23 protein-coding genes are annotated in these 24,155 nt (G+C 44.9%); 1 reads left to right on the top strand and 22 read right to left on the bottom strand.

Annotated features, from left to right (window positions below; all coding sequences use genetic code 11):
• Positions 1-14 precede the first annotated feature (14 nt).
• From hxlB to FHS45_RS01110, 21 genes are all read right to left on the bottom strand, one after another.
• Positions 15-557 (bottom strand): 6-phospho-3-hexuloisomerase, encoded by a 543-nt coding sequence (gene hxlB, locus FHS45_RS01210; protein WP_062444555.1) that lies wholly within the window; start codon positions 555-557, stop codon positions 15-17.
• Complete coding sequence (hxlA, locus tag FHS45_RS01205; protein ID WP_062444553.1) at positions 541-1,179, bottom strand: 3-hexulose-6-phosphate synthase; 639 nt, start codon at positions 1,177-1,179, stop codon at positions 541-543. The genes hxlB and hxlA overlap by 17 nt, the downstream gene beginning before the upstream one ends.
• Positions 1,180-1,195: 16 nt before the next feature.
• Positions 1,196-2,149 carry a sugar kinase gene (locus FHS45_RS01200; protein ID WP_062444552.1) on the bottom strand — a complete coding sequence of 318 codons (954 nt, stop codon included), beginning with the start codon at positions 2,147-2,149 and terminating at the stop codon, positions 1,196-1,198.
• Positions 2,146-3,186: a LacI family DNA-binding transcriptional regulator gene (locus FHS45_RS01195; protein WP_062444549.1), complete on the bottom strand. Its 1,041-nt coding sequence runs from the start codon at positions 3,184-3,186 to the stop codon at positions 2,146-2,148. The genes FHS45_RS01200 and FHS45_RS01195 overlap by 4 nt, the downstream gene beginning before the upstream one ends.
• Before the next feature lie 308 nt (positions 3,187-3,494).
• On the bottom strand, positions 3,495-5,675 hold the full coding sequence (locus FHS45_RS01190) for a malate synthase G (protein ID WP_062444547.1): 2,181 nt from the start codon (positions 5,673-5,675) through the stop codon (positions 3,495-3,497).
• Between the two features lie 92 nt (positions 5,676-5,767).
• Positions 5,768-5,938 (bottom strand): DUF1427 family protein, encoded by a 171-nt coding sequence (locus tag FHS45_RS01185; RefSeq protein ID WP_062444545.1) that lies wholly within the window; start codon positions 5,936-5,938, stop codon positions 5,768-5,770.
• A 20-nt stretch (positions 5,939-5,958) separates the two neighbouring features.
• Positions 5,959-7,026 (bottom strand): S-methyl-5-thioribose-1-phosphate isomerase, encoded by a 1,068-nt coding sequence (gene mtnA / locus FHS45_RS01180; protein WP_062444543.1) that lies wholly within the window; start codon positions 7,024-7,026, stop codon positions 5,959-5,961.
• 18 nt (positions 7,027-7,044) lie between these two features.
• Positions 7,045-7,647 carry a class II aldolase/adducin family protein gene (locus tag FHS45_RS01175; RefSeq protein ID WP_062444541.1) on the bottom strand — a complete coding sequence of 201 codons (603 nt, stop codon included), beginning with the start codon at positions 7,645-7,647 and terminating at the stop codon, positions 7,045-7,047.
• A 16-nt stretch (positions 7,648-7,663) separates the two neighbouring features.
• The gene (locus FHS45_RS01170) at positions 7,664-9,082 is read right to left on the bottom strand and encodes an amidohydrolase family protein (protein ID WP_062444538.1); all 1,419 of its coding nucleotides are present in this window, start codon (positions 9,080-9,082) and stop codon (positions 7,664-7,666) included.
• Positions 9,083-9,087: 5 nt separating this feature from the next.
• Positions 9,088-9,888, bottom strand: coding sequence for an MTAP family purine nucleoside phosphorylase (locus FHS45_RS01165; protein WP_062444536.1), 801 nt, complete (start codon positions 9,886-9,888; stop codon positions 9,088-9,090).
• 18 nt (positions 9,889-9,906) lie between these two features.
• Positions 9,907-10,770 (bottom strand): nucleoside phosphorylase, encoded by an 864-nt coding sequence (locus tag FHS45_RS01160; protein WP_062444534.1) that lies wholly within the window; start codon positions 10,768-10,770, stop codon positions 9,907-9,909.
• Positions 10,754-11,602 carry an energy-coupling factor ABC transporter ATP-binding protein gene (locus FHS45_RS01155; protein ID WP_062444532.1) on the bottom strand — a complete coding sequence of 283 codons (849 nt, stop codon included), beginning with the start codon at positions 11,600-11,602 and terminating at the stop codon, positions 10,754-10,756. The genes FHS45_RS01160 and FHS45_RS01155 overlap by 17 nt, the downstream gene beginning before the upstream one ends.
• A gap of 19 nt (positions 11,603-11,621) precedes the next feature.
• A complete protein-coding gene (locus FHS45_RS01150; RefSeq protein WP_062444530.1) occupies positions 11,622-12,470 on the bottom strand; it encodes an energy-coupling factor ABC transporter ATP-binding protein in 849 nt (282 codons plus the stop codon).
• Positions 12,470-13,363, bottom strand: a complete 894-nt coding sequence (locus FHS45_RS01145) for an energy-coupling factor transporter transmembrane component T family protein (protein WP_062444528.1) — start codon at positions 13,361-13,363, stop codon at positions 12,470-12,472. The genes FHS45_RS01150 and FHS45_RS01145 overlap by 1 nt, the downstream gene beginning before the upstream one ends.
• Positions 13,364-13,399: 36 nt before the next feature.
• A complete protein-coding gene (locus FHS45_RS01140) occupies positions 13,400-14,473 on the bottom strand; it encodes a LacI family DNA-binding transcriptional regulator (RefSeq protein WP_062444527.1) in 1,074 nt (357 codons plus the stop codon).
• 185 nt (positions 14,474-14,658) lie between these two features.
• Positions 14,659-15,441, bottom strand: coding sequence for a fumarylacetoacetate hydrolase family protein (locus FHS45_RS01135; protein ID WP_062444525.1), 783 nt, complete (start codon positions 15,439-15,441; stop codon positions 14,659-14,661).
• Between the two features lie 179 nt (positions 15,442-15,620).
• On the bottom strand, positions 15,621-16,244 hold the full coding sequence (locus FHS45_RS01130; RefSeq protein ID WP_062444523.1) for a hypothetical protein: 624 nt from the start codon (positions 16,242-16,244) through the stop codon (positions 15,621-15,623).
• A 667-nt stretch (positions 16,245-16,911) separates the two neighbouring features.
• Positions 16,912-17,211, bottom strand: a complete 300-nt coding sequence (locus FHS45_RS01125; protein ID WP_062444520.1) for a hypothetical protein — start codon at positions 17,209-17,211, stop codon at positions 16,912-16,914.
• Positions 17,212-17,390: 179 nt separating this feature from the next.
• Positions 17,391-17,780 (bottom strand): hypothetical protein, encoded by a 390-nt coding sequence (locus FHS45_RS01120; protein ID WP_062444517.1) that lies wholly within the window; start codon positions 17,778-17,780, stop codon positions 17,391-17,393.
• A gap of 327 nt (positions 17,781-18,107) precedes the next feature.
• Complete coding sequence (locus FHS45_RS01115) at positions 18,108-19,928, bottom strand: hypothetical protein (protein ID WP_062444515.1); 1,821 nt, start codon at positions 19,926-19,928, stop codon at positions 18,108-18,110.
• A gap of 2 nt (positions 19,929-19,930) precedes the next feature.
• Positions 19,931-21,871, bottom strand: coding sequence for an efflux RND transporter permease subunit (locus FHS45_RS01110; protein ID WP_062444513.1), 1,941 nt, complete (start codon positions 21,869-21,871; stop codon positions 19,931-19,933).
• 273 nt (positions 21,872-22,144) lie between these two features.
• Here FHS45_RS01110 and FHS45_RS01105 point away from each other — a divergent pair, with 273 nt between their 5' ends.
• On the top strand, positions 22,145-22,711 hold the full coding sequence (locus tag FHS45_RS01105) for a TetR/AcrR family transcriptional regulator (protein WP_062444511.1): 567 nt from the start codon (positions 22,145-22,147) through the stop codon (positions 22,709-22,711).
• A 65-nt stretch (positions 22,712-22,776) separates the two neighbouring features.
• Here the strand turns inward: FHS45_RS01105 and FHS45_RS01100 are convergent, their stop codons facing one another.
• Positions 22,777-24,132 carry an MFS transporter gene (locus tag FHS45_RS01100; RefSeq protein WP_062444510.1) on the bottom strand — a complete coding sequence of 452 codons (1,356 nt, stop codon included), beginning with the start codon at positions 24,130-24,132 and terminating at the stop codon, positions 22,777-22,779.
• Positions 24,133-24,155 lie beyond the last annotated feature (23 nt).

Here is a 24,155-nt window from a genome sequence, read left to right as displayed (position 1 = left end):
TTCTTCACCTCCATTTATTCCATATTCGCATGGCGTTCGGTCATTTTCTCATAACTATCGTCCAATGCATGGATAATGACGGCATCCAGAAGCAGGTGGACAGATTGGTCAAATTGGTTCCCGAGCGGTTGAATGGTCTTCGGTTCTTCCGCTCGTCTTTTTTTCGTTGCCGCCGGAATGATCAGTACCCCATCCGTTATTTTCGTCAGTTCTGCATCCGGATTGGTAGTAACTAAGAATACCTTCGCCCCAGCTTCTTTAGCCTTTTTCGAAAATTGTACGATGGAGCCAGTTGATCCAGAGCCCGAAATGGCGATCAGCAAGTCACCTTCCGAGATACTTGGAGTAATCGTTTCACCAGTAACATAGACTTCAAACCCTCCATGCATTAACCGCATCGCGATTGCTTTGCCCATTAGTCCGGATCGTCCTTCCCCAGAGATAAAGATACGTTTACTGGACCGTATTTGCTCGGACAACTGCACCGCCTGTCGCTCGTCTACACGCTGAAGTACTTGTGTGATTTCTTTGCTGACTTCATCAATGATTTTTCTCATTGGTTTCTATCACCTCTTTGATTTGTCGTGCTGCTTCCTTCTTATTTTCCTGATTGGTGATCGCCGAACCGACGATAATGGTGTCTGGCTGATACTCCATTACCATAGGAAGTGATCGGACGTTTATTCCTCCTGCAACAGCACAGTCGATACCGTAAATATCATCTACAAGCGAGAATGCGTCATCTCCCATTTTTCCTGTCTGTTGCATATCCTTTCCGAAATGGAGGCTTACAAGATCCACTCCCAGCTCCTTCAAGTGAAGAACTTCACTTCTAGCCTGGACGCCAAGAAGATCTACCATCACCCGCCCGCCATACTGATCGGCAACTTCCAACATATCCGTGATTGTCTTATCAGCTGAAAAGGCCATTACCGTAGTGATGTCTGCTCCAGAACGAAAAGCTTGTTCTGCCTCGTGTTTTCCAGCATCACACGTTTTCATATCAGCCACGATAGTTTTGGCTGGATAGGCCGCACGTATTTCTTTGATGATTGCCATTCCATATTCTTTAATGACACCTGTACCAACCTCGATCCAGTCGATGGTGTCACTGGTTTCCTCCAAAATCTCCAGACATTGTTCCCGGGTTAGCCGGTCAAGCGCTAACTGCAGGTTCATCATCATCCCTCCTAACCTATCTTTCTACTAATTCTTTTTCTCCCAGTTGCATAAGCACCTCATCCAGTAATGGAAGCCCTTCATTGTCGCCTTCCACACTTACGACCATAGAACCGATCGTATTGGCAAAACGTATTATTTTTTCTAATGACCAGCCTTGCAGGTAACCATAAATAAATCCAGCATCAAATCCATCTCCTGCGCCTACGGTATCCACTACCTTTTTAGGCTGGATAGCGGGAACTTCCAAAGAGGAGCCATCAACATAACCGAACGCCCCGCTATCCCCACGCTTAATTGCCAATGCTGTTATTTCATACTTCCTACATTCTTTAATCACTTCTTCCGGGAGAGACGTATCAAAAAGAAGTTCTGCTTCGTCTTCCCCTGTCAGCAAAATATCGACATAAGGCAAGAAACGAGTCAGCGCCTCTTTTGCCACATCCCGGTTCCATAGCTTCAGCCGGATATTCGGATCCAGGGAAACAAGAACTTCGTTTGCCTTAGCCAGCTTGAGCATATGCTCAATTAATTCCACATTCTTTTCCTTGTCGATGGCAGGGAATACGCCCGTAATATGAAGTACTTTCGACGTTTTAATAACATGTTCGTCCAAAGACTCAATCGTCAGCGTGGTCGTAGGTGAATTTTCTCTATAATAGAACGTACGCCCACTGCCGTCTTCTCTGATTTCTTTAAAATTCAAAGAGGTGGGATAGCCATCCTCCAGTTTCACCGATGAAACGTCTACTCCTTCGCCTCGAACGAAGTTGTAAATGTATCTTCCGAACTCGTCATTTCCGAGTCGGCTGATCCAGCCAGTAGCCAAACCAAGCCGGGCACACCCTATGGCAAAATTCATTTCTGCCCCGCCAACTTTTCTTTTGAATGCATCGGCATATCTCATTGGTCCTTTTTGCGATGGATCAAAGGTAATCATTGCATCGCCGATTGTCACGACATCTCTCATACTGTATCCCTTCCTTTGGCATCGGACCCATATCCAACTGAGTCCCTTACAATTAATTTTGGTTCAAAACAATATTCTGATAGCGATCCTTCTGCTTTTTTATCTAAAATATTTGATAATAAGATGTCAGCCGCTTTCTTCCCCATTTCAAAAGTAGGCTGTGCCACGGTAGTCAGCGTCGGGGTATAGAAACTTGCAAATGACACATCATCGATTCCGATAACTGCCAAATCATCCGGAATTTCGAGTCGTTTTTCTTTTACATACTTTAAAATTTCAATTAGTGCCAAGTCGTTTCCAGCTAAAATCGCTTCCGGTGGCTCATCCAGTGAAAGCATTTCCTCCAGACCATCCTGTATATGCTCGATTTCTAAGCTTTTCACATAAGCTTCTTCAACCTGTAAGCTATTATCTTGGATAGTTTCACGGTACCCTTTAATCCTCTCCACTCTGGGAGTTATATCCCGGATAATCGAGGTCGTAATAATCCCTATCCTTTTATAACCGCGATCAATGAAATGCTGCACAGCCAGTCTGGTCGCCTTACGGTTGTCCAAAGTAATCGATGTAATGGGTACATCTTCAACAGATCTATCCACAAATATTACTGGGTATTTTTCGTCAAGCATCTTTCGGTAGAGCTCTTTATTACCCCCAGTCGGGAAAATGATGATTCCGTCCACTTGTTTCGCTCGAAGCATTTCAATGTAATTCTTTTCTTTTTCTGGTTCATCGTCTGCATTACACACGATAAGGTGAAACCCCTGCTCATTGCATGCATCTTCTATCGCACGGCTGACTTCCGTAGAAAAGTTATGCAGGATGTTAGCAACAATTATCCCAATTGTTTTGGTAGACTTTTGCTTTAAACTCCTGGCAACAATATTTGGATGGTAACCAAGCTCTTTGATAGCCTTTTCAATTCTTTCTTTTGTTTTCTCCCCCATATAGTCATAACGTTTGTTCAAATACTGAGAAACAGTACTTTTTGAAACGTTCGCATGGGAAGCCACATCTCCAATAGTGACCGATTTCATTTGCAATCTCTCCAAGCCTATAAAATACAATTAACTTAACTAAACCGGTTTAGTAAACCGATTTAGTAATAGTATAGATGGTGTGAAAGCGTTTTACAACCCCTGAAGGCAAATTCCATTTATATCCTCCTTTATGTTTTCCATACCGAAAGTAGCCGCTTACTCTGCAGCTATAATTTTTTCGGAAAGAGATGGGATAATAGACAATTTGCTAATATACTAGACAGCAACCCCTCCGTATTAGACATTAAAAATGACCTGCTCCCAGGTAAAACATCTACCTGGGAGCAGGCCCCACATCAAAACGTTTATTTATTAATCAATGTCTTCGCTTTTGCTTCCGCCCTGCGACGGTGCAGAATCGGTTCTGTATAACCATTCGGCTGGTTGACGCCGTCGAAGATCAAATCACAGGCAGCCTGGAAAGCGACGGATCCTTCGTAATCAGCTGCCATTGGCTTATAATCCGGATCACCGGCATTCTGCTCATCAACTACCTTCGCCATCCGGTAAAGGGTTTCCTTTACCTGCGCTTCAGAAACAATGCCATGGCGCAGCCAGTTGGCCATGTGCTGAGAGGAAATTCGAAGGGTCGCCCGGTCTTCCATCAAGCCGATGTTGTTGATATCCGGCACCTTCGAACAGCCGACACCATGATTGATCCAGCGCACGACATAGCCAAGAATGCCTTGTGCATTATTATCCAGCTCCTGCTGGACCTCCTCACTGCTCCAATTCGTTTCTTTTGCGACAGGTACATCCAGGATGTTGTCCTGTACATCTTCCATTTGAGCTTTGATGTCGTTTTGTACTTTCCTGACATCGATGGAATGATAATGCATCGCATGAAGGGTCGCAGCTGTCGGCGATGGTACCCAGGCCGTGTTGGCACCTGCCTTCAGCTGACCGCCTTTTTCATCAATCATCGATTTCATCATCTCAGGCATCGCCCACATGCCTTTTCCGATTTGGGCACGCCCCTGGAGTCCTGCTGCCAGTCCGACTTGCACATTGGACTGTTCATAAGCCCTCAGCCAGTTGGAGGATTTCATGTCTTTCTTCCGGATCATCGCTCCCGCTTCCATGGAGGTATGAATTTCGTCACCTGTCCGGTCAAGGAAACCAGTATTGATGAAGACGATACGCTCTTTTACTTCAGCGATACAATTTTTCAAATTCAAAGTAGTACGGCGCTCTTCATCCATGACACCGATCTTAATCGTATGCCGCTCCAGTCCAAGCATATCTTCTACCCGATCAAACAGTTTATTAGCAAAGGCCACTTCCTCCGACCCATGCATTTTCGGTTTCACAATATAAATGGATCCTTTCTCGGAATTCTGGAACTTGGCATTCCGTAGCAGGTCATGTTTGGCAACAAGACTTGTCACTACGCCATCCATAAGACCTTCCGGTGTTTCATTTCCATCCTTATCCAAAATAGCATCAGTCGTCATCAGGTGACCTACATTACGCATGAACATCAGCGAACGGCCATGGAGGGTGATGTCCTCTCCCTCCGGAGTAATGTAACACCGGTCCTGTTTGAGCGTCCGGGTTACGGCTGTTCCGCCTTTATTGAAAGTAGACTTCAATGTCCCTTTCATCAGTCCCAGCAGATTGCTATAGACCTGAACTTTGTCTTCAGCATCAACAGCAGCTACCGAATCTTCACAGTCCATAATCGTTGTCGTCGCCGATTCCATACAAATATCCTTCACACCTGCATTGTCTGTTTTTCCGATCGGGTGATACGGATCAATTTGAATTTCCACATGCAAGCCATTGTTTTCGAGTAAAATTGCAGTTGGTTCTTCTGGCGACCCTTTATATCCTTTGAATTTTTCCGGATGCTCGAGCTTCGTCTGCTTTTCGCTGAGAAGGGTTACGACCAATTCCCCGGCTTTAACAGAATAACCTGCAGCTTCATAATGACAGGATTTCTCTAAAGGAAAGATATCATCAAGGAAAGCTTTCGCATATTGGATAACCTTTTGGCCGCGGACCGGGTTATAAGATTGTCCGCGCTCTGCCCCATCTGCTTCGCTGATTACATCCGTGCCATAAAGTGCGTCATAAAGGCTTCCGTAGCGGGCGTTGGCAGCATTCAATGCATACCTTGCGTTATCTACTGGTACGACGAGTTGAGGTCCCGCCTGCTTAGCGATTTCATCATCAACATTTTCTGTTGTGATTTCAAAATCGCCTGCCGGTTCTTCCAAATATCCGATGTCCATTAAAAAAGCCCGATAAGTATTTAAATCAAAATTTCCTTTATTCTCCTGATACCAGGTATCGATTTTCTCCTGAATTTCATCCCTTTTATTCAACAATAATTTATTCTCAGGAGCTAGATCATGAACCAATCTATCAAAGTTTTCCCAAAATTCATCTTGTGGTACCCCGCTTTCCGGCAGGGCTTCCGAAACAATGAATTCATAGAGAGCAGAATCGATTTGTAACCTTCCTGCTTGTACGTAATTACTCATCCATCATCCTCCTTTAAAAACTAGCTCTTAGAAAAAACTCGGCTTGTCTCCACGTACTTTTTTGAAAGTCTTAGACTTTTCTTTTAAAAAAACTAATGGAATCTTACTAGAAAAGCTTCGACAATCCTTCCCCCGACATACACACCTGCTACACCCAGCACGCCGGCGAGTACAGGAGGTGCCGGCAGGGGAAGTTTTATCAATTTAAACACGATACCAATGAAGATCCCGGCGATCAAAGCAAGTACCGCTTCTCTTACCATCAGGCAGCCCTCCTTCCAGATTATACGTTCACTTTTTCATTCAATCTGCCTAAATTTTGTTCAAAAGGGGCAGTGATAACACCTTTTTCCGTGATGATACCCGAAATGAGCTTATTCGGGGTAATATCAAAGGATGGATACAGCGCACTGGTACCCTCAGGAGCGATTCGTACTCCCTTGATCTGGGTTACTTCATCGGCGTTTCGCATTTCTACTTCAATGGCATCCCCGGATGGTGTATCAAAATCAATCGTGTGACTGGAGGTGGCCGTGTAGAATGGGATGCCGTTTTCTTTGGCAGCGAGCGCATGCATATAGGTGCCGACTTTATTGGCGAGATCACCATTCGCAGATACGCGATCTGATCCAACTACGATTTTGTCTATTTTACCGGTGTTCATACAGAACCCGGACATGTTATCGGTAATCAATGTATGCGGGATGCCGAACTTTTTCAGCTCATAGGCTGTGATTCTGGCTCCTTGAAGATAGGGACGGGTTTCACAGGTGAATACATGGATATTCTTCCCTTGTTCATGGGCTGCCCGGATGACTGATAAAGCTCTGCCGCCATAACCGGCGCCTCCAAGTGCTCCGGAATGACAGTGAGTCATAATAGTATCGCCGTCTTCGATCAGTTCAGCGCCGTATTTTCCGAGCTGGTATTCGAACTCCAGCTGGCGCTCAATGATTTCTACCGCTTTCTGTTCAAGAGTTTCCACTACATCCCCCTGTGCAGAGACAGCTGTGGCTACCATTTCATCAACTGTCTTCATGAGATTAACCGCAGTCGGGCGAGTACTTTTCAACAAGTCACCTGCCTGGCGGATCTTCTCTACGTCCCCTTTTGACTGGTAAGCTGCCAGGTAAACACCATAAGCTCCACATAATCCGATGGCTCCTGAACCACGAATCATCATCGAACGGATTGCCTCGCCCAGCTCCTCTATGGATGCGATTGACTGGATATCCTCTTCAAAAGGAAGCTTTAATTGATCGAGCAATCGTAATGTTCTATTTTCAAACCAGATCGGTAAAGCAAGCTCAGATTCCCGGTGACGGTTGGCTAGTTCTTCGATTAGTCGCATCGTATTCCTCCCTCGTTATTAGCTGGTAACTGCTACATTCGCCTGCAACTGTGATAAAATGAACGCCTGTTTTGCAGTGGCTTCAGCAAGGTCTACAACATTATAAGCAGCCTCAAGAGTCGGACCTACTGAGCAGACGCCATGGTCTTTCATCAAAGAGATTTTAATATCCGGGTACTGGGTGAAAACGTCCGTAACATGCTGGGCCAGTTCTTTTGAGCCAGATGGCGCAACATCCGCAACAGGAACATGTCCGAGAAGTTTTCTCGCGGTCACGGTTGGAAGTGGAAGTTCCATGCCAAGGCAGGCATAGCCGATGGCATAATTCGGGTGGCAGTGAACAACAGCATTGACATCGGGGCGTACTTTATAGATGCCTAAGTGAAAGCCGATTTCTTTTGAAGGCTTTCCTTGCCCTTCGATCACTTCGCCCTCCATGTTGACGATTAGTGCATCTTCGCGGCTTACTTCCCCTAAACTGATACCGCTTCGCTTGATTAAAACGTTATCCGTACCAGGAATTCTTACGCTAATGTTGCCGCCCGTCGCCTGGGTGAAGCCTTTTTGATAGACTTTATGAGAGACGTACTCTAATTCTTTTTTCAACAAATCTAGTGACATGGTGAATTCCTCCTCTTCATTTATAAATCGCTTCAAAAAACGGTTTCTGTTCCTCTGCAAATCTAAGGGCTTCTGTGCTTTTTTCCAGGCGGTGGTGTGAACGCCTCCGGACCCGGTCAATCACTTCATCTTCATTGAACGAGAGGATTTTACGATCGCGCATGACCCATTTACCTTTAATCATCACTGACTCGATCGATTGACCATTCTCATGGAAGACAAGCTGTTCATGAACATCATTAACAGCCGCCCAAACAGGGTTGTTTTTATCGAGAAAAACAAGATCGGCTTGATAACCGGCTTTAATTTTTCCCCGCTTGCCAGGAAGTAACGCCGCTCCCTGAGTGATTCCCATTTCAAGCATGTTGTGAGCGGTCGGCCACCAGTGATATTCGGAGGCATTGTTTCGCTGCATCATCAGCGCCAGCTTCATCATTTCGAATAAGTTATGGCTCGTCCCACAGTTGCTGGCGTCAGTACCAAGACTCACAGGAATATCTTTTTCCGTATAGGTCATAATCGGTGCTGTCCCGCTTCCAAGGATCATATTGCTGGCAGGGTTGTGGATGATCGACACCCCACGGTCTGCCAGCAAATCGATTTCTTCTGGTGCAAGCCAGACGGCATGAGCCGTGGAGAGACGCTCGTTCAGCAACCCTGCATGATCAAGATGACCGATTATACCCTTTTTGTAGGTCCTCATACCGTAGTCGCGCTGGAGATATGTTTCCAGCAGATGGGTATGGACATTCAAAGCATATAAATCACTAAGCTCCCGGGATAACCGAAGCATCTCCCGACTGCACCGCTGTGGCGCATTCGGACCAATCATGATATGAATCCGCTCGTCTTTTCCGTGCCACCGCCTGATTAAACCTTCATAAAAATGTTTCATACGTTCCGGCGTCGGCGGCTGTGAAGCAGTCAGTTTCTGCTCTATCCTATCTGGAAAATCTATCTGTAAAAACTTGTGATCTGGTATATCATGGAGCATCGGAGCGAAAGCGACATGCATTTTGGATTCTTGATAAGCTTCCAATGCGGCTTCTGACTTCAGAAAATGCGGGAAATGATCGATGCAGCCTGTAATGCCGTTCCGAATCATCTCCGCGGCTCCTAACAGGACAGCATCATGGATATCTTCCACCGACAGCGAGTGTCCGTAAGCGACTGTGTATAGTGACCAGACTTCAAGCGGATAGCGGCTTTCTGTTCCCTTTAATAGATTGGAATAAGAATGATAGTGGGCATTGGTCATACCAGGAATCACTAACTTCCCTTCGGCATCAATCACTTCCGCAGCCTCACAGCAGTCTGGCAGCTCTCCTTCCGGAAAGATATGCTTTATTTTGCCTCCTTCTATGAGCAGACTGCCAGTTACCACCCGCTGGTCTTCCATCGTTACCATTTCCGCATTTTTTATGAGAACACTCATCATCCCTACGCGTTTGTTACTTGTGCTTTTTTAAGCTTTTCCGCTCGCGCTGCCAGTGCCCGTTCATATGCTTCATGGGCAATCGACGGCTTGTCAGCAGTCGCCAGTTCTACTGTTTTCAGGAATAGATCCTTGATTTTTTCCTGGTTATCTTTCACAACATTTTTATGGGTATCAAGATCAGGTGGAACATCCGTTGTACCAGCCGCAAGATCAGTAGAAATAACAACTACAGCATAGGCCAGACCAAGCTCACGGGCTAAAATAGCTTCGGTTGCATTTGTCATACCGACGACATCCATTCCCCATTGCTTATACAATTGAATTTCCAGTGCTGTTTCATAACGCGGGCCATCGACACAGACATAGTTGGCTTTCGGTACCAGGTCAATATCCAATGCTTCCGCGGCCTCCTTAAATGTCTGGTTAAGGTCAGGGCAATAAGGCTGCGTAATCTCTACAGAGTATTTATCATAAGTATTAACGCGGTTAGTCGTAGCATCATAGAACTGATCAAGTAATGCCAGCTTCCCGACTGGAATTTCGGGGTTCAAGGATCCGACCGCACACATCGCAATGACATGATCAATTTCGAGCTGCTTCAGCGCCATCATGTTGGCACGGTAATTGATCTGATGGGCCAGGCTGTCATGTGTCTTGCCATGCCTTGGCAAAAAGTAGATTTCCTTTCCGGCATGCTCGCCTTCATAAACGACGGTATCCCCGTATTCTGTCGTCACCGTTCTTTCTTTCATATCATCTACTAAATTATAAAACCCTGTACCTCCAACAATACCGATTTTCATAGTATTCCTCCTCGTCATCTATTTTTGGGCTTGCTGTAATAATAATGATGGGAAAAAGTAAGGTTTTCCTGAGCGCTTTTTCAATTCATCCCACTCGTTGAGAATCTTTGTCGCCTCTGTAGCAACAGCGATCGATTGGGCTACGCCTTCCCCTTTATATTCAAATTCATCTTTCACCCGGTTGGCTACTGCGGTAAATACAGCCCCGGCTCTCAAGTTGAACAGGCTGCTCAGTGTCAACACCGTGGATGCTTCCATCTCAAAATTCAAAACGCCGGCTTTTTGCATATCTTCCATGATGGTCTCCATCCAGCTCTGCCTGTAGTTGTTAAACCCAGGTCTGCCCTGCCCGCAGAAGAAGGATGCTGCGGTATATCCGATTCCGACGTGATAAGTTGCCCCGATACGCTCTGCCGCTTCGATCAGTGCCATGACGACTTCCTGGTTCGCGATAGCAGGATACTTATGATCGACGTACTGGTCGCTCGTCCCGTCATAACGGACCGCTCCGGCACAGATAATCAAGTCCCCTGGTTCGATGTTTTCCTGCATGGCCCCGCAAGTCCCGACGCGAATGAAAGTCTCGGCGCCAATTTCGGCGAGTTCTTCTAATGCACTTGCGGTTGAAGGCCCGCCTGCCCCTGTCGAACAAGCTGAGATGCCAACGCCACCGACTTTCCCGGTATAGGTCACATGCTCCCGATAGGTGGCGACATGTCGTTTTTCTTCCCATAACGCCGCCATTTGTCCGACTCGCTCCGGGTCACCCGGAAGTAATACGTATTTTTCTACATCCCCCGGGCGGCAGCGAATATGGTATTGTGATTGATCCGCGTTTTCTGGTCGATCTGCTTTAGCTTTCCATTTAAGATCCTGTGCCAACTTTTACATCCTCCTCTTTATTCGCTTTCATCCATTCAATAATTGATTCGACGGTCAAATAGGTTTTCGTTTCATCAAATCTGGTAATTTGATTGGCAAACTGGGTTATTTGAGGTGGCTGCAATCCGGCTTCCTCCATGATCCCTTTATTAGAAAACACAACACTTGCGTGGTCATCTGCGATTTTCTCACTTTGATTCATGACGACCGTCCGACAATTCAGTTCACCGATCAAGTGCATGTCGTGGGTGATGAGTACGACGATATGCCCTTCTCTCTTAAACATCCGTACAAGTTCCAGCACCCGCTTACACCCTTTATGATCCTGTCCGGTTGTCGGCTCGTCCAGAACGATTACTTTCGGTGATACCGCCATGATTGACGCCATTGCCACTTCTTTCCGCTGGCTCGAGTTCAAATCAAATGGGTTATCATCCAATCGGTCTTCCAGTTGAAAGAGGTCGATCGCCTTTTGGACACGTGTTTCAATATCCTCATCCACCATCTTCAGGTTTTTACAGCCGTAAGCCAATTCTTGCCTGACAGACGGGAGGAATGTCTGGTGATTGGGATTCTGGAACACATACCCGACCTGACTCGAAAGTTTCGAAATCCTCTCTTTTTTAGTATTCATCGTACCTACCGTAATCTCACCTTTGGTTGGTTTGAGCAGGCCATTGAAATGCTTGACGAGCGTTGTTTTGCCGGATCCGTTACTGCCTAGGATAGCGACCACTTCTCCTTCGTGGATGTCGAGGTTGATATCTTTGATGGCAGTCACTCCATTCGGGTACTTATGAGAGACATTTTTCACTGAGATATATGGTTCCACTCGCTTCACCTCCATGTGTTTATTTGCATGCGCTTTCAAAATTGTCAACTGATTCTTCTAATGTCGTAGACAACTTTACATCCTTGCCAAAAGCCTGATTATAGCTGTCCAGAAACTCCGTAACTTGAGGAGCATTCAGCGTCAGTTCATGCAATTGCCCGATATTCGTAAATACTTCATCCGAAGGAGCGAACATTTGAACTTCTCCTTCATGCAAAACAAGGACCTTGTCGCAGTATGCTGCGATTCGCTCTACTTCATGGTCGATGATGATGCCTGTCATCCCATAATCCTTCAGGTTTTTCAGAACGTCGTATACTTCATTCTTTCCTTTCGGATCAAGCATCGAAGTCGGCTCATCCATAATCATGATCGACGGTCGCATTGCCAGCACGGCAGCAATTGCAAGCCTTTGCTGCTGTCCGCCTGATAAAGCCAGTGGGCTTCTTTTTTCAAAACCGGTCAAACCGACCTGATCCAGAGCGTCCGTGATCCTGCCAAGCATCTCATCTCTTGGTACACCGAGATTCCCCATCCCGAATGCTATTTCTTCTTCGATTGTCATCTGACTCAATTGGTTCTCCGGTTCCTGGAAGACGAAGCCGACATCCTCCGACATTTTGGCAACCGAACTTCCGCTCACCTCGGAACCATTCACTTTGACCGTCCCTTCCATTTCGCCATTGATGACTTGCGGTACCAGTCCATTCACACACATGGCGAGCGTTGATTTCCCTGCTCCTGTTGGTCCGATAATACCGAGAATTTCGCCATGGTTGATGGAAAAATTGATATCTTTCAGTACCGGCTCATCTGTGTCTGGATAGCTGAAGGTCAGATTGTTTACTTCAATTGCTTTTGACGCCATCAGTTAGCCCCTCCGATCTTTCCCTGAAATTGTTTCACCACAAACTTGATAATCATAAACCCAAATACGATCCATGTTCCAAACAATGAGTACGTAAGTAAAGCGTCAGTCGTAAGGTGCAGCGAGCCCATCATGAATAATTTCAGATAGATTTCAAAGGCCAGGACACCAAGCATTCCTAATAGGAAGGTATAGTCGAGTGAACCTATTTTCGTTTCGCGAAGACTTGTCTTCTCTCCCTTACGACTGAAGGCACGGCATTCCAGAACGTAAGATAGCTGATGCACTTTCATGAATGTAATGATAAAAAGAGGGGCGAACATCGGAACCAGGTTTTTTACACGTTGGATGAGGCTCCCTTTCACATCCAGACACCTTGCCTGCTGGGCTTCCATGACGATTTTGGCTTCCCTGGCAATGATAGGAATGATCTGAAAGGTAGATAATAATATGAACGCGAACGAATGTGGGACTTTCCACTTGACAAGTGCAGACGCCATATCGGATGGGTGAGTTGTCATGACGAATAACACGGCGGCGGTACCGATAACCAGAATACGGAAGGACATGACCGATGCGTAGACCATCGATTCATATTTAAATGTCAGGCCGCCGAATATTTCAAAAACCGGAGTGACTCCTATCGGGTTATAGATGCCATGGACTGTCATGATCAATACGGCAAACAGCAGTAAAAACTGAATCGAGATGAGATAGGGTTTCACCACTTTCGCCATGACTACCAATGGAAACAGTGCTACCAGAAAAACAAGCTGTAAAGCAGGATCATTAAGGATGAACGAACTTGCGACAACAAATACAACAAACAACATCTTCGTCCGTGGATCCAGGCTATGAATCAGACTATCTTTCGGCATGTACAAACTATTCATATGTTTTCCTCCTTTTGCCTTGTTGCGTGTGATTGCTTAATGAACCTTCTTGATACTGGCAGTCGATGCACGTTCCACCAATGTTGGCGGGAACATAATGCTTTCTTTAAAATTCTTGTTCTCCTTAATGATTTGAACAGCCAGCTCCACCGTTTTTTCTCCCATTTCAGCAATTGGCGTTCGAATCGTTGTCAAACCCGGATCGACAATCTCTGCGAATTGGGAATCATCAAATCCAATCACAGATAGATCTTCCGGGATTTTCAACCCCACCTCACGAGCCGCTTTATAAACACCTACAGCAATTGCGTCGTTACCTGCAAAAATTGCCGTCGGCCGATCCTTCTTTGCAAGTATCTCTTTTCCTTTTTCATATCCACTGTGAATTTTAAACTCATCCAGCTTGATATGTTTCTTATCAAGTGGGAGTCCCCTTTCTTCCAGTGCAGCCTTGAACCCTTTCAAGCGTTCAAGTGTAGCATAGGAATCCTGTTGACCACCAATGTATCCTATTCTTTCATGACCCAGGTCGATCAAATGCTCTGTTGCTGTATAACCGCCATCGAAGTTATCTACTAACACTTCATCAAGCCTGACATTCTGAACTTTACTCCCAAGGATGACCATTGGAAGATCCGGTCTCGATTTCATCACTTCCCGGATGTTCCTGTCGTTAATTTCCGGTGTAGAGAAGATGATTCCGTCGATTCCTTTCCTGAGCAGGAAGTTCAGGTACTCTTTTTCTTTTTCGAGATTATTATCGGTATTGCAAAGAATGACATTGAACCCGTGCTGATGGGCTTTGTCTTCAATTGCCCTCGTCAGCTCTCCGTAAAATATGTTTTTAATGTCAGGTATGATTAATCCGAAGGTCGATGTCTGTTTCTTGATCATCGCGGTTGCCACCATGTTTTTTTGGAATTTCAATTCATCCACCGCTTTGTTTACTTTCTCTTTCACACTTGCACTGGTATAACCACTGTTATTTAATACTCGGGAGACGGTTGAAATTGATACGTTCGCCTTCCGAGCAACATCTTTGATCGTCACTGTCTTTTCCACATTTTTCACTTCCCCAAATAATTTGTGGAAACGTTTCCTTATATGCATAAATAGAAAGCTCTCTTTTATCTTTTTTACGCCTTAGTTGAAAACGTTTACTTACGGTTTATTATACGGCTAATAGGCAAATGATTCAATAATTTTCTGAAAATTTTTATTATGATTTCCATTAATTATTTTCTATTAGCCAAAGGAAGGGTGTGGAAACGTTTTTATATAACCATAAATGAGTGTTAGACGACAGAAGCTTGTTGTACTTTGATCACTTTATTCTTAAGCGTACCAATACCTTCTATGGTACATGCAATTTCGTCATTTCCTTTCAGAAATTCCGCCCCCACTGGACTCCCGGTTAGAATCACATCACCAGGATGAAGGGTCATGACATTACTTAAATAAGCAATCATACGCTGGATTGAAACAATCATCAAAGAAGTCGGGCTGTCCTGCTTTTTCTCACCGTTATGAACAGCTTCGACACGAGCCTCCAATGCATCGAACTCTGTCTCAATAACTGGGCCAAGCGGCGTGAACGTGTCGAATGATTTCCCTAATGTCCAGTGGCCATCCTCATGGAAATACGTCGGCGCGGTTACATCATTACCGACTGTATAACCAAATACATAATCGAACACTTCCTCTTCCTTGATTCCGGAAGCTTCCTTCCCAATAACAACTGCCAGCTCCGATTCAAACTTCGCTTTTTCTATAGTTGCAGGCAATTTGATTTCTTCTTCCGGTCCGATTACAGAAGAGTTTGGCTTAAAGAAAAAGACTGGCATGTCAGGACCTTTATCCGGCAAATCTTCCTCATTAGCTACAAAGTTGGCACCAATCCCGATGATTTGGTTAGGTGCAAGCGGTGCACCCAATTGAACGGTGTCTTTCGAGAAAACCTCACCGGTAAACTCCCAGTTATGAAAGATATCTCCACTAATTTCTTTTACACCTTCATCTGTCAGGATGCCTTGTTTTATATGGTATTCACTGTCTGCTTTAAAACGGACAAACTTCATTACACATCGCTCCTTCATAGTATTGGTAGAGGGATGTTTGTCTTTTCTATCCCCCTACCATACCAGGGTAAGTTCAATTCATTGAATTTCCATTCAGTATCTAATAGAATAATAGATAAGCAATTTAGAGCATCAATCAACTACTCCCACAATTAGTATGTTGATTTGATGTTCTTTTTTTATGCGGAAATCTTCTTTCCACTATTATTTTTCTTTCCCATGCCAATCTTCTCGCGAATGTCTTTCGCATTTGGCAGGAAGCGGACCGGGAATATTTTCAGAATCATCCAGACGATCCAGAATGTAAGTACTTTGTCAGCTACAGTGCCAGGAATATTGGCGATAAATGCAGCGTTGAAAATTTGTTGTCCAGATGCTATCAGACCAGCAGTCAATACATCGACAGTATGTCCAGAAAATCCGCCGAAAACATAAACGGATACAACGGTTGCTAATGCTGATGCGACAATCCCTGTAAACGCGCCGGAAACGACAACTTTCCACCCTTTCTTAAACCAGCCTTTCTTATAAAAGAAATAGGATAAGAAGGCGACGAGTATTCCTACTAACGCAAATGGAATGTATGTCCAACGAACAATCAGTGCCAGGATGACGTTTGTCATAAGCGCGGTAGCTCCGCCCCACAATGGACCAAGAACAATTGCATTTAAAACAGTACCAATATTATTCAGAAACAACGGTAGCTTTAACATTTCGACAATAGAGTTTGCGACCCAGTTCAATGCAATCCCAGCCGGGATCATTGCTACTACGAAACTAGAGTTCTTCTTCATCATATTCAATTCACATACCTCCTTTTTAATTAGCCATGCGATCAACGACGGTTGCTGGTTCCACCCCCTTTAAATTAGCTATCAACACATCCAATGTAAAAACGTTTCCACATTTGGCTGAATGGAGTTGCATACAAATGAAGAAAACGCTTTCTTAAAATAAATTATACATAGACTACTCAATAATTTCAACAATATTTAGAAAATTGTTTATCTTGAAAGGCTTTTCACACGTTGAATTGGTGCATTAACAGTATTCTTGGCAGTTTTTTGTCGTTTGATTTTTATATAAAAAATATATACTTTCCTTCAATCTGATTCAGAAAATGGATAATAAAGGTGTCTTATGAAGTTTTTATATGAAAACATTTCCATATTTTCTCTTCAGTTTTATTAGATACTACCACACCTATATATACTCATGATGCCGTAGTACCCGAAGGGTTTTACCCAGAATGGCTGGATGCAGATACTTCTAACCCTCGGAACGGAAGGGTAAGTGCCCTCTATATGGTTTTGACGTACATTGTCCTGAAGATCTCCAAGGTAAAACCGTTTATCCATGTGGTGGAAAAAAGGGAAGATGAAAAACGGGAAAAACATAAAGAGGAATAGGGTTTGGCAGAAGTTTTTTGAATGATAAACGAGCCGGCTTTTAACCGGCTCGTTTGTATTGCTACAATGATATGATAAATCTATTATTTTGTTTATCTATAAAAAGACTGTAAGGCTGGTAGGGTTCAATCCCTAATTCTCTTACAATTTCTTTCGGTATGTTAATGGAATTCGTGTCTGTGACATAGCGTTTATTATGTGTTGTTCCTGGACATGCTTTTTCAATGTATATCTGCTGATTATCATAAGTAATATCTACCTTTTCCCCGACACAAATCTCGAGCTCTTCACATAACCGGACTGGCATGTAGACAACCGGGCGTTTCGGCAATTGCTTTGAACGAATTTTTTCTAATTGCACGCATCGGTCCCTCCTTTTTCATCTACAATAACCGACACGCTAAAACAAACAACACGTATAGAAAAAATTATGATAAAAGTGCTATAAATTCAATAAAAAAGTTTTATCCTTATTCCATAAACTGGAGGACCTGGGGTGTGCACGAAAACACCCCAGGTCCTCCAAATTATGGTAACTCTTTATTCACTTCGAAGTTCCATTGTCTCTTCCTGATCTCCCCATTTTATGTTGACCTCAATAACTTCATCACCGCTCATCAGCAGCTTCCCGTTCCCTGAATCTCTGGAGGTAAACTGTTTCTCTGATGGCGGATCACCACCAAAGTCTCTTCCCGTTTCGCTGCCAAATCTTCCTGCATCATAGGAATAGCGCAGCTGATCGATATCAGCCAGTTCATCCAGCTCACCCTTATACGTGAGCACAAACTCGCGTGTGACTGCCGCTCCATCTTTAGATGCTGTAAAGCTGGCTTCCCAGTGGTCACTTTCTCCCCCGTACACATACTGTTCGCCCAACCCGCATGCCGACAGCACGAGAACAGATAATGAAACAAGCAATAATTGACGCATCCAATCCCCTTTCCCTCTCGTTACCTTTGTAACTATATGTACGTATAACTTAGGCCGAAGTTTCATCCCATCCCAGACCAGACCCTAGCCAAACAGCCGGAAAATGATCCTTTTTCGAGACAATCTGGTGATATATTAGACAGGATCCCCGGTATATGAGCCAAATCGAACCACATATTAGACAATTTCAAAGTTTTATTAGACAAAATCGAAATTAAATTAGACAAACGAAACCATTTACGAGACAAAATTCTCATATAAGAGACAACGCAGCCCACAAGCAAAAAAAACAGCCCCCTCTTTCGGGAGAAGGCTGCTTTCCACCTCTTAGAATAAATCCATCAGGCGGTCCCAGAAATTCTTTTCTTCTTCTATTTCTGGCTCCTCTTTTTCTTCGTCAGGCTTCTTGATGCTTTCCGTTTTGATTACGAATTGGACATTGTCTACTTTTTCATTCTTGGAGGAAACAAAAGATTCAGGGTCAAAATCGGACTTATCGTACTGATTGATCATTTCATCGATTTCCTGCTGCAGTTCGTCCGGCAGGCTGCTCGTTGATTCCGCGATCTTTGCTGTTCCATTATGCAGTTTAACCGCACCGTTTTCCAGCTCATCCGTTCCACCAGTCAGCCCGGCAATACCTCCATGAACCTCTTCATAGGAGCCCGCCAGCTGCTGGACACCGCCTGTGTAGTCTGTCAAGCCGGTGTGAAAACTATTATAATTAGCGGACAGTTCTTCCAGGCGTTGCTGTAATTGATTCATAGATTCATTGATATCCATATTTTCCATACTGCTACTGACCTCGTCAGCCATCGTACTGATGCTGCCGCTCATTTCCGTGAGAGATCCTGCCACTTGGCTGAGTGTCGGGTCCACCGCGGCAAATGCTTCTTTTACACCTGCATAGGTCTGCTTCGTCGTTTGTGCCGCTTCATAGTTGGCGACCAGCTTGTCGACAGTTTCCTGATCTGCGTCACTTTCATACAACGCCTGAATTTCCTCTTTAGAAACATTTTGCTCTGGGATGCCGGCAACCGTCTGATCCAATGCCTGGTAAGCCTGGCTGTAATTATCCTTCAATGCCGTCAGCCCGGCTTCAGCTTCATTCAAGCCGCCGGCAATCTGGCGCAGTCCTTCTTCGAGCTGCTGGAATTGACTCATATCCATGTCACCGGAGCCTCCGTTGACGGATTCGCTCATTTGCTGCAAGGCAGCTTTAATAGACGCGGAGCCATCGACCAGTTCTGCCGAGCTGTTATTCAGTTCGTTCATACCGTTTTTATATTGGGCCGAACCATCATACAGCTGTGCGACCCCATCGTTCAGCTCAGCAATTCCATTTTTCAGTTCGCCAACACCGCGGTTCACTTCCGCGGTCGCATCAGACAGGGATTGCATCTCGCTCTTCATTTCTTCTGTATCCGGCTCTTCGATTGGCATCGCTGATGGTGTTGCCGCAATTTCAATCGGTTCCATTTCGAGATCGGACACCAGCGCGTTTACCTTAAAGCTCTCTTCTTTTTCCGGCATTGCCGTAAACGTCACTTGCCGGTTTTTCCCGGCATTAGCGACAGTTGCATCTTCCGCTTCGATATTTTTATAGTTAGCAGAATCAAAAGTCAGGCTGATTTGCAGGAGATAATTATTGAAAAAACTTTCGTCGCCCTTGTCATTCTTTGATGTGTTTATTTCAATCTCCAAATCTCCGTCCTTTCCTAACAGTTCATTGGGTGCGATTTCTTTTCCATCTAATTTATAAGTGACATCGATATTCCATGGCAGCGGTTTGCCGTCCAGGTTTCCTTGATAGTAAAATTCATCTTCTTTAGCGGTAAACGTGACACGATTGTCTTTTTTCTCCATGTCCGTCATGTCGGTCAGGTTCTCGACACTGGTATATGGCCCGTGATCGGTCATTTCACCTGGTTCTTCAACCGTAAAATTATTGACGACGTACATATCTTTCGGGTCGCCGGAACCGCTAAGGGTAGCATAGACGACCTCACTTTTTCCGGAGTAGGCCCCTTTCCCCTGGGGAGCCTTTTCCTCGAAAGCTGAACCGTCGTCTGCTTCCGCTGATACGAGAAATGTTGGCAAAACCAGCATCGTTGACATGAATATCGCCGTTATACGTTTCAGTCTCATTTTCATTTCTCCTTATAAAAGTTTGCTTTCCACGTTGTTTTTTCAATCACTTTGTCAAACACGACCAGTAACGCAGGCAGGACAAACACAACCATGAGGAATGCCAGCAGCGCTCCACGCCCGAGCAAAAGTCCAATTGCCGATACGATTGGATTGGTGGATGTGGCTCCTAAGATAAAGCCGACACTGGATAAGATCGATGCCGATATAAAAATGGCAAAAATTTTCTCGTCAATCGTCTTCTTAATCGCCTGCATGGCTTTCAATTCTTTTCGCAATGTATAGTAATTTTCTGTGAATAAAATTCCATAATCGACTGTCGCAGCCAGCTGAATCGTACTGATTAACAGGTAACCAACATAGACAAGCGGCGTATCGGTGAAATACGGCACCGCCAGGTTGATCCAAACCGATGTCTGAATCGTCAACAGCAGCACAACTGGAATTGATATCGACCGGAATGTGATCAAAAGCACAATTGCAATAGTAACGACGGTAAGCAAATTGACCAGCTTGTTATCCTGCTGCACGGTATTTTTCATATCATACAACGTGACACTTTCCCCAAGGAGGTGAGTTTCATCGTAATAGCTATCAGCCGTCTCCTTGACCTGATCGATCAATGAAAATGCCGCTTCCCCTTCGGCATCTGTTTCTGTATAAAGGGTTATTCGTGCATAGTCATCCGAATAAAACTGTTCTGTCATTGACTCTTCCAGATAGTCCGGTGGAATCGCCGTACTCACCATTTTCACATAGGACATGATACTGGAAACATTCGGAAGGTCCTCCAGCTCTGCAACGAGCTCTTCCTCTTTCCCCCTGTCTCCTTCAGGGACAAGCAGCACCATTGGGATGCTTTTGCCAAACGTATCCTCGATCATTGCTTCATCCTGCCCGGCACGTGTGTTGTCAGGATGTTCTCCTGTGCCATACAGGAAAGTCGTATTACTTTGCGCTAAAAATGCAGGAACAATCAGGACGAGTATCAATAGTAAACTTGGAATCCGTAGCTTCAAGACAAATTTACCGACATTCTTGAAATCCGGGACAAGCTGACGGTGCTTAGTACGGTCAATCCAGCGATAAAACATTAACGTCAATGCCGGTAAAAACACCATGACACTGATGAAGCTGAGCAGAATCCCTTTTACAAGATTGAGTCCCAGATCCGCTCCTATACCGAACTCCATAAACGTGAGCGCCATAAATCCGAAGAATGTCGTCGACGCACTGGCAACAATCGCCAGGAATGACCGCTTCATCGCAAGCCGCATTGCTTTCGCCGGATCTTCCACATCCTTGCGGTAATCGGAAAAACTATGAAGCAGGAATATCGCATAATCCAGCGACACCGCCAGTTGCAGAATCGGCGCCACCGACTGAGTAATGAATGATATTTCTCCAATAAAAATATTCGTCCCTAAATTGATCACGATGGAAACTCCGATCGCAATCAAAAAGAACACCGGTTCCATCCAGGAATTCGTAGATAAAACCAAAATTATAATGATAATTGGAACCAGTAAGGCTGCTGCATTCATGGATTCACTGCCAGCCATTTGCTGGGAGGTTGCCGTCGTTACAGCTTCGCCGGCGATGGCATTATCCTCCCCGACCAAATCATAAATCTTATTGGTCACTTCAACCTCGACACCTTCACGGATGTTCAGTGAAATTAACGCATACTGATCCTGGTAGTAAGGTTCCACGGTATCTTCGTCGGCTATCTCCAGCGGCTCTTTCACATCAACCACATCATCGAGCCACGTCACTCCACTGACCCCATCGATCGCTTCTAATTCTTTCTTATACTCAAGAGCCTCCGTTACCGATACATCCTTCACCATTACCCGGGCGTTGGCAATCGGCTCGTCAAACTCCTCTTCCATCAAATCCACCGCCTGCATCGACGGGGAATCATCGGGCAGATAATCTGCCATGCTGTAATTGACCGACACGGCGAACTGCGCTACCGCACTAAGCAATGTAATTAGCGTAAATATAATGACAATACTTTTTTTATGTTTAATGATTCGTGATGTCCAGTCGATAAGGCTTCATCCTCTCTTGCAAAACACTTTTACACATTCTAATATTGTATTGACACCGTGTTGGATTTACAACAAACAGTTTTATAAATTCTGTCAGTTCCCCAACACATCGTTGGATTATGTTGGATTGTAACAAAAATTTAACAAAAGGAGGCGTGTCCTGTGCGTGAAAAACTGGACCGTCGTAAGAAATATACGCGAAAAGTACTGAAGGACAGCCTGATCAAACTGCTGGCAACGAAGCCGATTTCAGACATCACGGTAAAAGAAATATGCGAACTCGCCGATATCAACCGGTCAACCTTCTACACCCATTACACCGATCACTACGACTTATTGAGTAAAATTGAGGAAGAAATTACAGCGGATATGAACGAGTACCTGCACAGCTACAACTATCCCGTCGAAGAAGAATCGATCCAGATGACCGAGAAAATTTTGCAATACGTGATTGAAAATAAATTCATGTTCCAGACCTTGCTGAAACAAGACGCCGCCCCTACCTTTGAAAAAAGGATGATGGATTTGACCAGAGGGTTTATGATGAACAATTGGATGAACGACAATCAGTTGGATGAAGATGAGTTGAAGTATTTAAGCACTTTCGTTATCAGCGGCGCCATCCATGTTATGAAGGACTGGATTGCAAACGATATGAATAAACCTCCGAAAGAGATGGCCGTGATGATCAATAAATTCATTAACTATGGATTTTCTTATCTAGATTGATATCGACATGGCCAAAATAAAAAAGCTGGGCGGCAACAGCCCAGCTTTTTCACTTAAGTTTGAAACTATACAACCTTTTCCCTTACAGCATCCACATCCGCTTCTTCGTTTTCTCCGCTATAATGCGCATGCTTTTCCTGAACAAACAGAATCGCAATCCCTCCAAGCACGGCAGCCATGGCGATTACTGTAAAATTCATTTGTGAGGACAGGTTCATTGTCAATAAAATACCGACGAATGTTGGTGCGAAGATACCGCCGATTCGTCCGAATGCCATGGCGGCACCTATCCCGGTGGAACGCATGGATGGCGGATAGTATTGCGAGACGAAGGCGTTGCTGATATTCTGCACACCGACAGATGCAGCACCGATCATTCCGATCAACAGATAAGCCAGTAGAATGTTCTGCGTCAGCCCAATACTGGAAAGGGCAATCGCTCCGATAATATAAAGCGGCACCATTACTTTTTTAAAGCCCCACTTATCTGCCAGTCGTCCAAATATAATGGTCCCGACAATGGCGCCGACATTCATCATGGCAACAAACACCAGACTCGAACTTAAGCTGTATCCCGCCTCAATCATCAGCTTCGGAAGCCAGGTATTCATGGCATAAATCAGAACAAAACAGGAGAAGCAGGAGATCCAGAACATAATCGTGCTGATGGCACGTTTCTTTTCAAACAGCTTCACCAGCGGCAATCCTTTCTTGGCAGGTTCCGGTTTAACAAAGGTAGTACTGCCATCCAGCTGTGCCCCCGGCTCTATTTTTTGCAAAACTTTCTTCAACTCTTCTTCCTTTCCCTTGGCTAATAGAAAGCCTGCGGATTCGGGAAGGCTTTTTGCAATAAAAGGAATGAGCAACAACGGCAGCCCGGCAATCCAGAAAACCGGCTGCCAGCCCAGGGAAGGCAAAATAGATTTACTGAACATGGCGGCCGCAATAGCCCCGATGGAGTACCCGCAAAAAATGAAAGATACCATCGCAGCCCTGATTTTTTTCGGAGCATATTCCGTTGATAATGCAATCACGTTCGGCATCACACCGCCAAGCCCAAGTCCCGCAATCACCCGGAATACCGTGAACATTACAGGCCCTGTCGCAAATGCAGCTATCGCGGTAAATAAACTGAAAAGCACGGTACATAGAATGATCACGTTCTTTCGGCCAAGTTTATCTGCCAATAACCCGAACAGGACAGCACCGACAGCCGTCCCGGCAGCGGTATAACTCCCTATCGCCCCCGCTGTCACGGAAGATATATTCCACTCTTCCATTAAAGAAGGGACAACGGAGCCATAAATGACTACATCATAACCATCCATCAAAATGATAAAGAAACACCAGAAAATAATAGAAGAATGAAACGAACGGAAGCGGCTGTTATCAATGATCTGCCCTGCATGTAAAGCTTTCATCAAATCCCCCCTGCAATGTGCAA

This window comes from Thalassobacillus devorans (genome assembly GCF_011761345.1).
Taxonomy (GTDB): Bacteria; Bacillota; Bacilli; order Bacillales; family Halobacillaceae; genus Thalassobacillus; species Thalassobacillus devorans.
Note: the sequence above shows the minus strand (reverse complement) of the source record. Positions and strands in the feature narration are given on the sequence as shown.

Coding starts and splice junctions, on each gene's coding strand:
- FHS45_RS01145 (WP_062444528.1), bottom strand. CDS start 13,363: ATGAATAGTTTGTACATGCCGAAAGATAGTCTGATTCATAGCCTGGAT.
- mtnA (WP_062444543.1), bottom strand. CDS start 7,026: ATGCGACTAATCGAAGAACTAGCCAACCGTCACCGGGAATCTGAGCTT.
- FHS45_RS01190 (WP_062444547.1), bottom strand. CDS start 5,675: ATGAGTAATTACGTACAAGCAGGAAGGTTACAAATCGATTCTGCTCTC.
- FHS45_RS01120 (WP_062444517.1), bottom strand. CDS start 17,780: ATGCGTCAATTATTGCTTGTTTCATTATCTGTTCTCGTGCTGTCGGCA.
- FHS45_RS01140 (WP_062444527.1), bottom strand. CDS start 14,473: ATGCATATAAGGAAACGTTTCCACAAATTATTTGGGGAAGTGAAAAAT.
- FHS45_RS01100 (WP_062444510.1), bottom strand. CDS start 24,132: ATGAAAGCTTTACATGCAGGGCAGATCATTGATAACAGCCGCTTCCGT.
- hxlA (WP_062444553.1), bottom strand. CDS start 1,179: ATGAACCTGCAGTTAGCGCTTGACCGGCTAACCCGGGAACAATGTCTG.
- FHS45_RS01150 (WP_062444530.1), bottom strand. CDS start 12,470: ATGGCGTCAAAAGCAATTGAAGTAAACAATCTGACCTTCAGCTATCCA.
- FHS45_RS01195 (WP_062444549.1), bottom strand. CDS start 3,186: ATGAAATCGGTCACTATTGGAGATGTGGCTTCCCATGCGAACGTTTCA.
- FHS45_RS01185 (WP_062444545.1), bottom strand. CDS start 5,938: ATGGTAAGAGAAGCGGTACTTGCTTTGATCGCCGGGATCTTCATTGGT.
- FHS45_RS01115 (WP_062444515.1), bottom strand. CDS start 19,928: ATGAGACTGAAACGTATAACGGCGATATTCATGTCAACGATGCTGGTT.
- FHS45_RS01135 (WP_062444525.1), bottom strand. CDS start 15,441: ATGAAGTTTGTCCGTTTTAAAGCAGACAGTGAATACCATATAAAACAA.
- FHS45_RS01200 (WP_062444552.1), bottom strand. CDS start 2,149: ATGAGAGATGTCGTGACAATCGGCGATGCAATGATTACCTTTGATCCA.
- FHS45_RS01175 (WP_062444541.1), bottom strand. CDS start 7,647: ATGTCACTAGATTTGTTGAAAAAAGAATTAGAGTACGTCTCTCATAAA.
- hxlB (WP_062444555.1), bottom strand. CDS start 557: ATGAGAAAAATCATTGATGAAGTCAGCAAAGAAATCACACAAGTACTT.
- FHS45_RS01165 (WP_062444536.1), bottom strand. CDS start 9,888: ATGAAAATCGGTATTGTTGGAGGTACAGGGTTTTATAATTTAGTAGAT.
- FHS45_RS01170 (WP_062444538.1), bottom strand. CDS start 9,082: ATGAGTGTTCTCATAAAAAATGCGGAAATGGTAACGATGGAAGACCAG.
- FHS45_RS01110 (WP_062444513.1), bottom strand. CDS start 21,871: ATGGCAGATTATCTGCCCGATGATTCCCCGTCGATGCAGGCGGTGGAT.